At 38.6% G+C, this 12,487-nt stretch carries 14 protein-coding genes; 7 read left to right on the top strand and 7 right to left on the bottom strand.

Annotated features, from left to right (window positions below; all coding sequences use genetic code 11):
- Nucleotides 1-23: 23 nt before the first annotated feature.
- The 5 genes from ACOQO1_RS07440 to ACOQO1_RS07420 all read right to left on the bottom strand — a co-directional run bounded on the left by ACOQO1_RS07440 (nt 24) and on the right by ACOQO1_RS07420 (nt 4,149).
- Nucleotides 24-473, bottom strand: a complete 450-nt coding sequence (locus ACOQO1_RS07440; protein WP_420602234.1) for a hypothetical protein — start codon at nt 471-473, stop codon at nt 24-26.
- Between the two features lie 182 nt (nt 474-655).
- Complete coding sequence (locus ACOQO1_RS07435) at nt 656-1,378, bottom strand: head GIN domain-containing protein (protein ID WP_420602233.1); 723 nt, start codon at nt 1,376-1,378, stop codon at nt 656-658.
- A gap of 85 nt (nt 1,379-1,463) precedes the next feature.
- A complete protein-coding gene (locus ACOQO1_RS07430) occupies nt 1,464-3,209 on the bottom strand; it encodes a PspC domain-containing protein (RefSeq protein ID WP_420602232.1) in 1,746 nt (581 codons plus the stop codon).
- An 11-nt stretch (nt 3,210-3,220) separates the two neighbouring features.
- The gene (locus ACOQO1_RS07425) at nt 3,221-3,550 is read right to left on the bottom strand and encodes a PadR family transcriptional regulator (protein ID WP_420602231.1); all 330 of its coding nucleotides are present in this window, start codon (nt 3,548-3,550) and stop codon (nt 3,221-3,223) included.
- A 116-nt stretch (nt 3,551-3,666) separates the two neighbouring features.
- Nucleotides 3,667-4,149 (bottom strand): DUF4870 domain-containing protein, encoded by a 483-nt coding sequence (locus ACOQO1_RS07420; RefSeq protein ID WP_420602230.1) that lies wholly within the window; start codon nt 4,147-4,149, stop codon nt 3,667-3,669.
- Nucleotides 4,150-4,318: 169 nt separating this feature from the next.
- On the opposite strand from ACOQO1_RS07420, the gene ACOQO1_RS07415 reads away from it, so the two are divergent.
- The 7 genes from ACOQO1_RS07415 to ACOQO1_RS07385 all read left to right on the top strand — a co-directional run bounded on the left by ACOQO1_RS07415 (nt 4,319) and on the right by ACOQO1_RS07385 (nt 9,857).
- Nucleotides 4,319-4,777 (top strand): DUF4442 domain-containing protein, encoded by a 459-nt coding sequence (locus tag ACOQO1_RS07415; protein ID WP_420602229.1) that lies wholly within the window; start codon nt 4,319-4,321, stop codon nt 4,775-4,777.
- A 57-nt stretch (nt 4,778-4,834) separates the two neighbouring features.
- Nucleotides 4,835-6,409, top strand: coding sequence for a PQQ-binding-like beta-propeller repeat protein (locus ACOQO1_RS07410; RefSeq protein WP_420602228.1), 1,575 nt, complete (start codon nt 4,835-4,837; stop codon nt 6,407-6,409).
- A gap of 130 nt (nt 6,410-6,539) precedes the next feature.
- Nucleotides 6,540-6,869 carry a YegP family protein gene (locus ACOQO1_RS07405; RefSeq protein WP_420602227.1) on the top strand — a complete coding sequence of 110 codons (330 nt, stop codon included), beginning with the start codon at nt 6,540-6,542 and terminating at the stop codon, nt 6,867-6,869.
- A 137-nt stretch (nt 6,870-7,006) separates the two neighbouring features.
- Nucleotides 7,007-7,804: a TIGR00266 family protein gene (locus tag ACOQO1_RS07400; protein WP_420602226.1), complete on the top strand. Its 798-nt coding sequence runs from the start codon at nt 7,007-7,009 to the stop codon at nt 7,802-7,804.
- Between the two features lie 76 nt (nt 7,805-7,880).
- Nucleotides 7,881-8,534 (top strand): DUF2461 domain-containing protein, encoded by a 654-nt coding sequence (locus ACOQO1_RS07395; RefSeq protein WP_420602225.1) that lies wholly within the window; start codon nt 7,881-7,883, stop codon nt 8,532-8,534.
- A gap of 198 nt (nt 8,535-8,732) precedes the next feature.
- Nucleotides 8,733-9,317: an NUDIX domain-containing protein gene (locus tag ACOQO1_RS07390; protein WP_420602224.1), complete on the top strand. Its 585-nt coding sequence runs from the start codon at nt 8,733-8,735 to the stop codon at nt 9,315-9,317.
- Nucleotides 9,318-9,338: 21 nt separating this feature from the next.
- A complete protein-coding gene (locus tag ACOQO1_RS07385; protein ID WP_420602223.1) occupies nt 9,339-9,857 on the top strand; it encodes a peptide-methionine (S)-S-oxide reductase in 519 nt (172 codons plus the stop codon).
- Here ACOQO1_RS07385 and ACOQO1_RS07380 read toward each other — a convergent pair.
- A complete protein-coding gene (locus tag ACOQO1_RS07380) occupies nt 9,832-11,073 on the bottom strand; it encodes a D-alanyl-D-alanine carboxypeptidase (protein ID WP_420602222.1) in 1,242 nt (413 codons plus the stop codon). The two genes, ACOQO1_RS07385 and ACOQO1_RS07380, sit on opposite strands and share 26 nt — an antisense overlap.
- 424 nt (nt 11,074-11,497) lie before the next feature.
- Nucleotides 11,498-12,442, bottom strand: coding sequence for a hydrogen peroxide-inducible genes activator (locus tag ACOQO1_RS07375; RefSeq protein ID WP_420602221.1), 945 nt, complete (start codon nt 12,440-12,442; stop codon nt 11,498-11,500).
- Between the last annotated feature and the right edge of the window lie 45 nt (nt 12,443-12,487).

The raw sequence follows: 12,487 nt of genomic DNA, 5'->3' as shown, positions 1-12,487 counted from the left end.
TTTTTAGTGGAGTGCTAATTCAATTAATCAATTCGTTTGTAGTTTTCGGAAAAGGTCCGATTACCTTCCTCGTCAAAACTAATTTGACTATAGGAGTCATCCGTTATTCTTAACTCAAAATTAAATACACGAAGTGTATCCATGGCTCTCATCATTGGAGATGAGGCATACTCCAAGGTTTCAATCAAGGAATCTGAAGTAATTCTATAGGTTCCATATCCAAACCATTCCAAAGAATCTTGTGGTGCATATCTGGACCACATTACTTTGCCATTATAAAACATCTTTACCTGTCTGTACCCATCTGCGGTAGGTACGGTATCAGAAATGTGAACTCCATCGTCAAAATTGTAAAAACTTTGAAGCTCCCATGTTCCTTCAATAGAATGCATTGTTACAGGTTTTGGAGATGCAAATTTGGTAGCAGAAACTAGAATGAACATCAGAAAAACCAATCCAAGTAATTTTTTCATAGTTGAGCGTTTAGAGTTACCGGTTTGTTTTCTCTTATAAGATATGAATTTTTTTGTTAATTAATTAAGAATAAAGGTATTAAATTGAGAATATCGCAATTTAATTCATAAAAAAGGGCCTAGTCAATAACTAGGCCCTGAATTGGATTGGTCTACTTAGTTTTTTTGATTGATTAGAGCATTTAATATTTATGAACGCTTCCAGATACGGATTTTTTGGTTTGAACGCTGGCTTCACCCGTATATCTAATATCCGCTCCGCTACTGGCATCTGCGACCAAAGATTCTGATACGTTGACCGTAATGTCAGCACCACTACTAGCATCTGCATTGCATTTTTTGGTCATCAGTTCACGCGCCCTGATATCTGAACCACTGCTGGCATCCGCATATAGGATATCCGTTTTCCCAGAAACCTTTATACCGGCACCGCTGCTTGCATCAGCCGAAACTTCTGAGGCTACTAATTCTACCCTTAGATCGGATCCACTGCTGGCGTCCAATTCTATTTTTTCAGTGTTGATCACATTTTGGGCAATAAGATCGGCTCCGCTCGAGCTTTTCAAAGCTGTAATCTCAGGTAAGGACACATATACTTTTTTGGTTGCCCTTCCAATGTTCTCTATGGCATGTATTTTAAGCTTCCCGTCCCTGATATCAGTCCCTATAAGGTCAATGATGTTTTCATCTCCTTCTACCGTAATCTTGAAATCCTGGTCTTGAGTTACAAATACGTCCAAGCCTTCAGAAGCCGATACTATGGTGAAGTCCTCCGTAACTTTTCGGGTTTCCTCTACTACTTGTCCGTTTCCTTGTTTGCCATTCCCAAAGTTGATGTCGAATTTGCAGGAGGAGGCAAAGATGGCAAATAAAATTGCGATTGCTATTCGTGCTAGTGTTGTCATGATTGTTGTTTTAATGATTGATTAAAATTCGTGTTTAAATTGTTTTTTAGGTATTAAAGGTTTCTGAGTTGTTGAAAATGGCTACTCAATTGTCCTTTTTTTCACCTGCTTTTATTTTGATGCCGTTTTCGTCTATTTTCATTTCAAACTGGTCATCTCTGTCCTTAACGTCAATGTTCACGCCGTTTTCATCTATAATGATCTTACCGCCCTCTAAATCTTCATCTTCGTAATCGTCTTCGTCTTCTTCCAATGGACAATTTTGGCATTTTAGTTCCCCATTTTCTCCCATGACCCATGTATAGCCTACAATGGAGCTTCGATAATAATCCTTGTCATTTTTGATTCCCCTACCAATAAAACCTCTGGTAGATTCCTCAAACTGTACCATTTTTCCTTCTGGAATGTATATGGTTGAGGTAACCTCCTGGTTTCTGGCTTTGTTAGATGTGGCCGTGGTAAGAAACTCATCTAGGATAATCTCGTTTTCCTGAAGTTGGTACCCATAGTTGATTTGTTTGGCCCTTTCCCTGGCCTTTAATGTAGAGCTACCGTGCGCATCCTTTCTTACATTGATTTTGATATAGGAATCATCTGATTTCCTCACTTTGATGTCAACATCATCAGAAATAAGTATTCTGTTGTCGTTTTCATCATAGGTGAAGGTCATACGTCCAAAATGAACATCCTCCATACCATAATCCAACTCGGAGTCCTTTATTTTTATAAACAAGGTATCTGTCAAATTTTCCACAAGAACTCGATCCTTGATATTTACACTTCCTACGTTGGCAAATTCAGCAGCTTGACGAACACCCAGAGCAATTAACGCTCCAATAGATATTAACCAAAGGCCCAAAAGCGAGAATTTTGCTATGTTCCCAATAGATTTTAAGTTGTTCACCAAAATCTTCAACCCTAAATAAAGAAGGAAAAAGAAAGGAATGCCAATGGCAAAGAACATTAATACGGAAACAACCCAAACAGGTGCACCTGTAGTATTCACTATCTCATAAAAATCAACCCCTGGTAGATTCACCGCATCAAACATGCCCATTGTAAATGCTCCAATGAACAATCCAATAAGTGTAGAGGCACCGATAATGATCAATAGGATTCCTATGAATTTTCCAAAGATTTTAAAAAGGAACATGATAATGTCCCCAATGGTGTCAAAAAAGGTCTTGGAGCTGCTTTTGACCTTGTTGCCCACTTTTTCGTAGTCAACACTTTTTACTTTATCCGTAACATCATCAAACCCCTCTTTAACTTTGCGTTCTATATTGCTGATGTTGATGGGCTCCCCCGTCATGTCCAATTTTTGGGAGGTGGAGGCAGCTTCTGGTACCAAGATCCATAAGAGGATATAGGCTATTAGTCCAAAACCGGTGAACACTGCCAATAGGATAAAGATCAAGCGTATCCAAAGTGCATCAAACCCTAAATAGTGTTCTAGGCCTGAGCAGACGCCTCCAATGTACTTTTGGTCAATGTCCCTGTACAGTTTTTTGGTCTTGCGAGCAGAATGGGAATGGGCTTTTCGAGGTTCGTCCTCAAAAATATCCTCGTCTACCATGTAGTCTTCGGGCTGTCCCATAATATTGATGACTTCATCCACTTCCTTTTGGGTGATGACCTGTCGTTCGTTTTCCATTTTCTCCAAAAAGAGTTCGGCCACCCTTGCTTCAATATCGGCAATGATCTCTTCGCTCCCTGCTGTTCCTGAAAACGACCGTTTTATAGATTCCAGGTAACGCCTTAGCCTGTTATACGCCTCATCATCTATATGAAAGAGGGTATTTGCGAGATTTATATTTACTGTCTTGTTCATTTTTTTGATTCTTATTTTGTGTTGGTTACCAGATTAACTGCATTTCTAAGCTCATCCCAGGTGCCGTTGAGTTCATTAAGGAACAATTGGCCTGTTTCGGTAAGTGCGTAATATTTGCGCGGTGGGCCAGAGGTGGATTCTTCCCAACGATAGTTGAGCAACCCAGCATTTTTCAGCCTTGTTAAAAGAGGGTAAATTGTACCTTCCACCACCAGCATCTTAGCGTCTTTAAGAGCTCCTAGAATTTCAGATGCATATTTATCCTTATCACTTAGGATAGAAAGTATGCAATACTCTAGAACCCCTTTGCGCATCTGTGCTTTTGTGTTTTCTATATTCATAACTTCATGGTTCTATTAAATTAACTGTTCGTTTTTGATTGATGATTGATGATTGATGATTGATGATTGATGATTTTTGTTTTTGATTGATTTGATTGATGAATAAACTCGCTATGTCATTTGATGAATTTTATGGTGAAAGGGTACTTAAATGTTTCGCCTTCGTTGGTTTTAATGGTGGCTAAAATGGTATACACCACATTGATTACCACCAAAGCAGCTTGCAATAGCCCCGTGATGCCGATTGGCCAAAAAAATCGACCAAACCTAAAGTCATCACTACTTATATGGATGTTTAGATTGTTTAGATCACTTAAACGGTGAAATCCGAAAAAGTTTCCATCAAACAAGTCAGGCAAAAAACCTACAAAGAAGGGAATGCTGATCAGACCCACTACAATAGAGTAGAGCAACATGCTTATTTGAAAGTTTAGAGCTTGTTTGCCGTTGTAATCCACAAACTTGTGTTCCTTCTTATTCGCGGTCCACAAAATCAATGGCAAGATAAAATTACCAAAGGGGATAAAGTACTTTGAAAAAGTTGACGCATGTATAATGGCGGACAAATTTCGTTCGTGTTTTGTTAGTGATTCTGTCATGGTTTTTGATTGATATTGTACAACAAAATTAGTTTACCTATTAGCTTACAATGCAAATATATGTCCAAAAGATGGTACTATGCAAAACAAAGTACTAAATATTAACATTAATTTAACATATTGAAATAGCGGGTATTTTAGTTATTTTTAGCATCAATAAAACTCTATTATGGGCCTTACACCTAGTAAAATCAACTCATTTACGTTTTTTAAACTTCCATCTGCATGGTGGTGCGGTGTTCGTTTAAAATATATTGATGAGAAAAAGGCGATAACTACTGTTAAACACAAATGGATAAATCAAAATCCATTTAGATCCATGTTTTGGGCCGTTCAGGGAATGGCTGCCGAGCTTAGTACGGGTGCCTTGGTCATGAGTGAAATTCAGAAAAGCGGTAAAAGAATATCCATGTTGGTACAGAACAACAATGCCAACTTTTCTAAAAAAGCTACGGGCAGAATCACCTTCACTTGCGACGAAGGGGGGTTGGTGGTAGATGCCATTCAGAACACAATAAAAACAGGAGAGGGTCAAACGGTTTGGATGAAATCCGTGGGAGTCAATAAAGAAGGAATAGTGGTTTCCACATTTAATTTTGAATGGACACTAAAACTCAAGAAATCTTAACCAAACCAATCTAGAAAAGAAGTAGTACTCTAAATCCAACCAACATTGAAACAGCATATGAAATTTACACTGCTAATCGTTAGCCTAGTATTAATTATTCCAATTAACGCCCAGAAGGAGAATAATTGGCCTCAACCTGCGGGTCCCAATGGAGATTGGACCTTACAAACAAATTATGACGTCCCCACGGAATTTAGCGTTACCACCGAAAATAATGTTCTTTGGAAAGCTGAGTTACCGGAAGGAGGACAAAGTGGGATTGCTATTTGGAATGACACGATTTTCCTAACTGTCATGAAACCCATTTTTGAAGTTGAAGAGGGAGGTGAAATCAAGGGATCGGATGTTTTGGCTTTGTGCATTGATGCCAACGATGGCCATATCATTTGGCAAAGAGAACTTAAAGGGAGTGCTAAGAGCGAGTACATGTATGGTTTCAGTGATTCCTCCACTCCGGGACCGGTCACCGATGGTGAACATGTATGGTTCTACAACGCAAGTGGTAACCTGAACTGTTTTGATTTTGAGGGGAACCTGATCTGGGAGAGAAACTGGAAACCTGTTGAAGAGTTGGACGGGGTACATTTTCCATTCAATAAACAGTTTGAGCCCTTTATTGTGGACAACTTGGTCATAAACATGGAGACCTATTGGAAAAAAGATGGCCATAGAAATTATGGCTGGAATTATCTGTATGGTCTTGATAAAAAAACTGGTAAGGAAATTTGGATTTCTGAAGATGGCTTAACACATTACAATACTCCTTTCCTGTCAGAAACGGCCAATGGAAAACCTGCAATTATGATTGGAAGAGGAGGACACCATGGTGTCCCTGAAACACCAACAGGATATTCCCTAATAGATGTGGAAACTGGAAAAAGAATATGGCAGTATAAAGCCGATGAAGGATTGGCCCTATACCATTCTACATGGAACAAGGACTATGCGGTATGGTACACAGAGAGTCAAAATGTAGTCCATATTGTCGATGCCAAGTCTGGTGAACTGCTGCGCAAGGTATCACTAACAGAAAATGCGGATGTTAGAAGTTATGATACTACTTTGGGCAAATATGTTGTAAAAAAGAACATTGATGTAAAAGCTGAAATGGGATTGACCATTTTTCCTGCTTGGTATACCAACATTATTGTGAATGACAAACTCTTTTTTATGTGTTTTAAAGAGGGAAATTATAGGAAAAGCATTGGTCCGGAATATACCATCGCCAAAATAGATCTTAAAACAGGGAAAGCGGAATATTTGCAAGTGCCTGTTCAAGTGGATTATGAGAATGGAGTCAAATCTTATATTTGGAATCAAGAACTTACCACAGAAACCTTGAATGTAAGAGGCCTTGATGTCTCCAATGATAAAAGGTCTAGAAGGGATGGGTGGCATTGGAATTTTAACGGTAACCCAGTGGCTGTGAACGGAAAATTGTTTTTCACTACCATGCTCGGAATTGTATACTGTATGGACACTACAACCGAGTTTTTTGATGAAAGCGCCTTTATAAGTCTAAACGATCTTGGCCCAAAAGGAAAGACCTGGTCGGTGAATTCTCCTTCCTTTGCCAATGGGAAACTCTATCACAGAACCTTAAAACATCTGATTTGCATTGACAAGAAATAGAATCGCACCCTTTTTCTTATTATAATTTTGAAAGAGCTGTATAAAATAAGGTATAAACTTCATATCTTAGGGGTATTACAATTTTTAGTAAATTCACCATTAACAGAAATTAATAGAAAACTAAACACACATGGGAAAATTTGAAATTAAGTCTACTAGCGCTGGTAAAACAATGTTCAATCTTAAAGCGGGCAATGGACAGGTAATTTTAACAAGCCAATCTTATGCTAGCATGGACGGATGTAAAAACGGAATAGAGTCTGTTCGTACCAACTCTAAAGATGATGGCCGTTTTGAGCGCAAAACCGCTAAGGATGGAAGCCCTTATTTTACGTTGAATGCTGCCAATGGCCAAGTGATTGGACAAAGTGAAATGTATACATCTACCTCGGCCATGGAAAATGGTATAGAATCAGTTAAGAAAAATGCCCCGGATGCGGAGGTAGAGGATAACTCTTAAAACATCGAGTGGAATAATAGCACCCAAGAGATGTAACAGAATTTAAGCAGTCAATTTTGGCTGCTTTTTTTGTGCCGATTTTTGTAACAGAACCTAAAAATCGTCAACTAACAAGTATCAACAAAAACTATAAAAAAATGAACGCACACGAAATAGACTATGAAATTTATGGGGAGGAAATGCAATACGTAGAGATTGAGCTCGACCCTCAAGAAGCCGTTGTTGCCGAAGCTGGCAGTTTTATGATGATGGACACCGATATTAAGATGGATACCATTTTCGGAGATGGCTCTAATCAAGATTCTGGAGTGTTGGGAAAACTGTTTTCTGCCGGTAAACGTTTATTGACAGGGGAAAGTCTGTTCATGACCGCTTTTTTAAATGTAGGGCAAGGCAAGAAACAAGTAAGTTTTGCTTCACCCTATCCAGGTAAAATATTGCCTATTGACCTTTCTGAAAAAGGAGGTAAGTTTATTTGTCAAAAAGATGCTTTTTTATGTGCTGCCAAAGGCGTTTCCGTGGGTATAGAGTTTTCCAAACGCCTGGGCCGTGGACTTTTTGGTGGCGAAGGCTTCATTATGCAAAAGCTGGAAGGGGATGGTATGGCATTTGTACACGCTGGTGGAACCATGGCCAAAAAAGAACTTGCACCTGGTGAAGTTTTGAAAGTAGATACAGGTTGTATTGTGGGCTTTTCTCAAACTGTGGATTATAACATAGAGTTTGTAGGTGGAATCAAGAATACCGTATTTGGAGGGGAAGGTCTGTTTTTTGCTACGCTTAGGGGTCCTGGAACAGTATATATACAATCGTTGCCATTTAGCCGACTGGCCGGCAGAGTTTTGGCCTCGGTTCCTAGGGGAGGAAAAGACAAAGGCGAAGGCAGCCTTCTTGGAGGACTTGGGGACATTGTTATGGGCGATAACAAGTTTTGAAGCCAAAAGTAATCTACCAAACACTAAAATTGTCCCCTTGAGGGGACTTTAGGGGTGTTTTCACTAAGTTCGCAGTATGAATTTCCAAAACCTTTTTGACTTTCTTACTGAGCTCCAAAAAAACAACAATAAGGAATGGATGGATGCCAATCGAAAATGGTATCGGTCCCTTCGAGAAGAATTTATAAGATGGTTGGACGATTTGGATTGGACCATGACCCAACTTCATAATGATTATTTTCCAACGCCGGGAAAAAGGGGAATCAATCGTATTAATAACAATCTAATGTTCCATCCGCATAAACCCGTCTACAAAGATCATTTTGGGGCAGGGTTGGACAAAGCACCAAATTCAGCAGACTTTTATATTGAAATAGGAGTAAAGCAGTGCCTCCTAGCAGGTGGATTTTGGAGGCCAGAACCCAAAACATTGCGAAGTATTCGTGATGGAATAGATTACAACGGGGAAGAGCTTCAAGAAATTCTGGATAGACCCTCGTTCAAAAAATTGTTCGGTGGGTTGTATGAAGATGAAAAGCTCACCAATGCACCTAAAGGCTTCACAAATGATCATTCGCATATTGAATTGTTACGAAATAAAACCTTTGCAGTGGAGCATCAATTGAGTGTGGAGGATGTTCTAAGGAACGATTTCAAAGAGAAAATTAAAAAGGTGTATTTGGAAATGCTCCCGTTCCGTCAATATTTGAATAATGCAGCATCGGTATAGTTTTGTTATGAGTTATGAGTTATGAGTTATGAGTTATGAGTGCGGGTTGTTGATTTGCATCATAATATATATTTTCCCTAAACCCTAAACCCTAAACCCTAAACCCTAAACCCTAAACCCTAAACCCTAAACCCTAAACCCTAAACCCTAAACCCTAAACCCTAAACCCTAAAACCCTAAACCCTAAACCCTAAACCAATGAAATACGGAAGTGTAAGAAACATCAAAAAAGAACTCCTGTCAGACAATTGGTACTATTTGAACAAAGTGTCGTTTGAATACCAACGGGAGGATGGTGAGTGGGAAACCCAGATACGGGAAGCGTACGACCGCGGAAATGGAGCGGTTATTTTGCTGTACAATTTGGAAAAGGGGAATGTGGTACTTACCAAGCAGTTTAGAATGCCCACCTACTTAAATGGAAATGAAGATGGAATGATGATAGAGGCTTGTGCAGGTATTTTGGAAAAGGGAAATGCGGAACAGACCATTATCATGGAAGTGGAAGAGGAAACAGGGTTTAAGATTGATAAGGTTGAAAAAGTATTTGAGTCGTACATGTCACCTGGATCGGTAACGGAGATTCTCTACTTTTTTATTGGTCAATATGAAGATGGAATGAAAGTAAGCGAAGGTGGAGGAGCTGAGGATGAAACTGAGAACATTGAAGTTTTGGAAATGTCATTTGAAAAAGCATTGCAAATGATATCTGATGGAGAAATAAAGGATGCCAAGACCATTATGCTGCTACAGTATGCCCAAATCAACAAGTTATTTGATTGAGTTTTTAACGACCAATAGGACATGAACACCTCAAAAATTGCCTTGGGAGGCGGATGTCATTGGTGTACTGAAGCGGTATTTTTATCCCTTAAAGGAGTTAATGAAGTTGAACAAGGATTTGTTGCTTCTCATGGCAAGGCAAAATCATTTTCGGAAGCTGTAGTGGTTACTTATGACAATTCCGTGATTTCCATGAAGAACTTGATTGAAGTCCATCTTCATACCCACAATAGCACTTCAGCGCATTCGTTCAGACATAAATATAGGTCTGCTGTTTATGTGTATTCCCAAAAAGACTATGTGAAAGCGACGGATATTCTGAACCTATTGAATGCTGATTTTGGGCAAAAACTTGTTACCCAGGTGTACGATTTTAAACAGTTCAGGCCATCTGATGAACAGTTTTGGAATTATTACTACGCAAATCCGGAAAAACCCTTTTGTGAAACTTATATTTCACCAAAGCTTAAAACACTTTTGACCAAGTTTGGGAAATTGACAAATGGCGAAAAAATCAATGCTTCTCGTGAATTGATTTAAGAAGATTATACATATGCGACCGAACCTCACTACTTGGAATTCTAAAATGGTTGTTCATAAAACTAAAGATGAACAGCTTCCCGGATTTCGTTCTTAAATAACCGCTCAAGTTGTAATTGTTGCCAAATGACCCGGATTTCGCAAAAATAAAAGGTTGATTATTTGGATTTTCCCACTTTGAAATGGTTCCCGTGGCATCCCAATTGGGGAATAAGGTAAATAAACGCCCTTCATCCACCTCCTGATGTAATTTTTGTAGTATCTGTACAAAGGATTTCGGTGTGAACAGATTGTACCTAGATAAACCCGAACCATCTACCCAACGGGGTTGGTGTTCCAAAAACGACAGTTCATGCTCTAGCATATGGTTTATTATCTTTTTGGTGCCCAAGGTATCAGAAAGTGTTGAAGAAGCTGTCATCAATATCTGTTCAGCCAGGAAATTGTCGCTTTCATGCATCATTCGTTTAAAGATGGAGTCGGATTTTATCCCATAAAGAATCTCCTTTTTGCCTTTTGGAATACCGTCCAAGAGCGTGACCTCCTTTTGCAAAACGGATTCCAGTAGATTTTTGACCAGATTACGGTCGACAATAAAAGGTGTCTGGAGGGTATCTTGTTCTTCGGGATGAATGTAAAACTGGTTTTTAAATTCCTTCCTATATATGGATGTATCCTTAACTACAACATCGTCAAGAAAGAATAGGGGAGAAGCTTCCATTCCGTCAATATTTGACAAAGAGACTACATTGCCATACAATGGAAGTGGACTTTTCTCCGGCGAAAAGTAGAAACCATAATCTTCCCATGCCCAGCCCGGACCGAATCTTTCCTCTGATGAATCTTCTAAGTATATGGAGACATGCTTGTCTTTAAGAAAATTAATTGCGGTACTATCTTTAAAATAGGGATGTAGCCAGGAGGGGTCACCTGAAGGAATTACAGAAACAGAATCTTTGTTTTCTACATATTTCAATGTGGGAAAATGCTCGGGAATCATTTTTAAACCGGTATACAGGGTAGCAATTTTTGTATTACTTGCAGGAGTGAAATAGCGATTACCATTGGTATTGTACACCACTTTTTTTGTTTGGGCATCCAGTACTACCAACCCATGAAAAGAATTTTTTAATGGGTCATTTTCAAATCGTTTGTCAAACTTGGCCAAACGGGATGATGAACAAGCTGAAAACAAGAAAATCCCTGTTAACAACATGATTGTCAAATACTTAATTTGCTGATAATATGTGAGGTACATTTTACTGTTTGTCGAATTTAACAAGAAATTATTTAATTTTTAACTGCAATTTGATGCATTGAACCATGTTTTTTCTTAATTTAGGGGAGCAACCTTTTAAACCAATTTAATCAAATTTCTATGCCCAGAGCAATGTTAGATTACACCAAAACTGTTCTCCAAAAAGTTAGTTTTGATGCTAAACTCTTCGCCAAAGAATTAAAAAAAGCTGTTTCAAGGTTATTACCAAATGAAATTGAAGAACTCAAGATCTGGTTACAATATTATATATTGGATAAGCCAGAATTACAACCCACATTATTGTTGATAAAAGCATAAAAGAGGCCGCTGTAAGCGGCCTTTATTTTTTACAGTACTACTTAAACTGAGGGAAAACCTGAGATCAATTGGTTTTTCCGAGTGGGCTTATAATTTTTACGTCTTGAAAAGCTATCGCCCCTCTAACAATACTCGAAATCACCTCCTTTAAGGCATCGGTAATCTGGATTTTAAGCTCACTTTTATGGTAGATCAGACTTATTTCTCGAGCTGGACTAGGGTTTTTGAATTGCTTTAAAAATTGTGTTTTCTTTTGATCTAACTCAAGGGTATTGAGATAGGGAAGTAGCGTCATTCCCATCCCTTCATCAGCCAAGCTGACAAGCGTTTCAAAACTTCCACTTTCAATTTTAAATTGCTCACCGTTCAAACTCTTTGAGGATTTGCACAAGTTGATTACACCATCCCTAAAACAATGTCCATCTTGAAGCAAAAGAATATCGTTCACATGTAAATCTTCCGTTGTCAAAAGTTGTTGGGAAGATAAGCGATGGTTTTTGGGAACATACCCTACAAAGGGCTCATAATACAGCGGTCGCTCTTTAATAAACTCAATTTCCAAAGGTGTAGCAGCAATCCCCGCATCCAAATGTCCGTCAAGAATATTCCGTATCAGTGCGTCAGTGGGTTGTTCTTTAATGATTAGGTTAACCTTGGGATACTTTTTAATAAAAGTATTCAAAAACATAGGAAGTAATGTTGGCATCACTGTTGGAATTATACCTATGGTATAGTCTCCACCTATAAAACCTTTATCTTGATCAACAATATCTTTGATGCGTTCCGCTTCAGCCACGATGTTTTTAGCTTGGGCTACAATTTTTTTTCCTACTTCCGTAATGGAAATTGGTTTCTTACTTCGGTCAAATATCAAAACATCCAGTTCATCCTCAAGTTTTTGCACCTGCATACTAAGCGTAGGCTGGGTAACAAAGCTTTTTTCGGCAGCGAGGGTAAAATTTTTATACTCGGCTACCGCCAAAACATATTGCAATTGGGTAATGGTCATTAATTATAAATTTGAAAGATAAAAGTATGAAAAACCATCAGTTAT

It is taken from the genome of Flagellimonas sp. (genome assembly GCF_965222555.1).
Classification (GTDB): domain Bacteria; phylum Bacteroidota; class Bacteroidia; order Flavobacteriales; family Flavobacteriaceae; genus Flagellimonas.
The sequence above is the reverse complement of the archived record's forward strand: the minus strand, read 5'-3'. Positions and strand labels throughout refer to the sequence as shown.

What these genes read in the sequence shown, in the direction of transcription:
- ACOQO1_RS07395 (WP_420602225.1), top strand. Translation starts at nt 7,881, where the DNA reads ATGAATTTCCAAAACCTTTTTGACTTTCTTACTGAGCTCCAAAAAAAC.
- ACOQO1_RS07390 (WP_420602224.1), top strand. Translation starts at nt 8,733, where the DNA reads ATGAAATACGGAAGTGTAAGAAACATCAAAAAAGAACTCCTGTCAGAC.
- ACOQO1_RS07425 (WP_420602231.1), bottom strand. Translation starts at nt 3,550, where the DNA reads ATGAATATAGAAAACACAAAAGCACAGATGCGCAAAGGGGTTCTAGAG.
- ACOQO1_RS07435 (WP_420602233.1), bottom strand. Translation starts at nt 1,378, where the DNA reads ATGACAACACTAGCACGAATAGCAATCGCAATTTTATTTGCCATCTTT.
- ACOQO1_RS07430 (WP_420602232.1), bottom strand. Translation starts at nt 3,209, where the DNA reads ATGAACAAGACAGTAAATATAAATCTCGCAAATACCCTCTTTCATATA.
- ACOQO1_RS07440 (WP_420602234.1), bottom strand. Translation starts at nt 473, where the DNA reads ATGAAAAAATTACTTGGATTGGTTTTTCTGATGTTCATTCTAGTTTCT.
- ACOQO1_RS07415 (WP_420602229.1), top strand. Translation starts at nt 4,319, where the DNA reads ATGGGCCTTACACCTAGTAAAATCAACTCATTTACGTTTTTTAAACTT.
- ACOQO1_RS07410 (WP_420602228.1), top strand. Translation starts at nt 4,835, where the DNA reads ATGAAATTTACACTGCTAATCGTTAGCCTAGTATTAATTATTCCAATT.
- ACOQO1_RS07380 (WP_420602222.1), bottom strand. Translation starts at nt 11,073, where the DNA reads ATGTTGTTAACAGGGATTTTCTTGTTTTCAGCTTGTTCATCATCCCGT.
- ACOQO1_RS07400 (WP_420602226.1), top strand. Translation starts at nt 7,007, where the DNA reads ATGAACGCACACGAAATAGACTATGAAATTTATGGGGAGGAAATGCAA.
- ACOQO1_RS07405 (WP_420602227.1), top strand. Translation starts at nt 6,540, where the DNA reads ATGGGAAAATTTGAAATTAAGTCTACTAGCGCTGGTAAAACAATGTTC.
- ACOQO1_RS07375 (WP_420602221.1), bottom strand. Translation starts at nt 12,442, where the DNA reads ATGACCATTACCCAATTGCAATATGTTTTGGCGGTAGCCGAGTATAAA.
- ACOQO1_RS07420 (WP_420602230.1), bottom strand. Translation starts at nt 4,149, where the DNA reads ATGACAGAATCACTAACAAAACACGAACGAAATTTGTCCGCCATTATA.
- ACOQO1_RS07385 (WP_420602223.1), top strand. Translation starts at nt 9,339, where the DNA reads ATGAACACCTCAAAAATTGCCTTGGGAGGCGGATGTCATTGGTGTACT.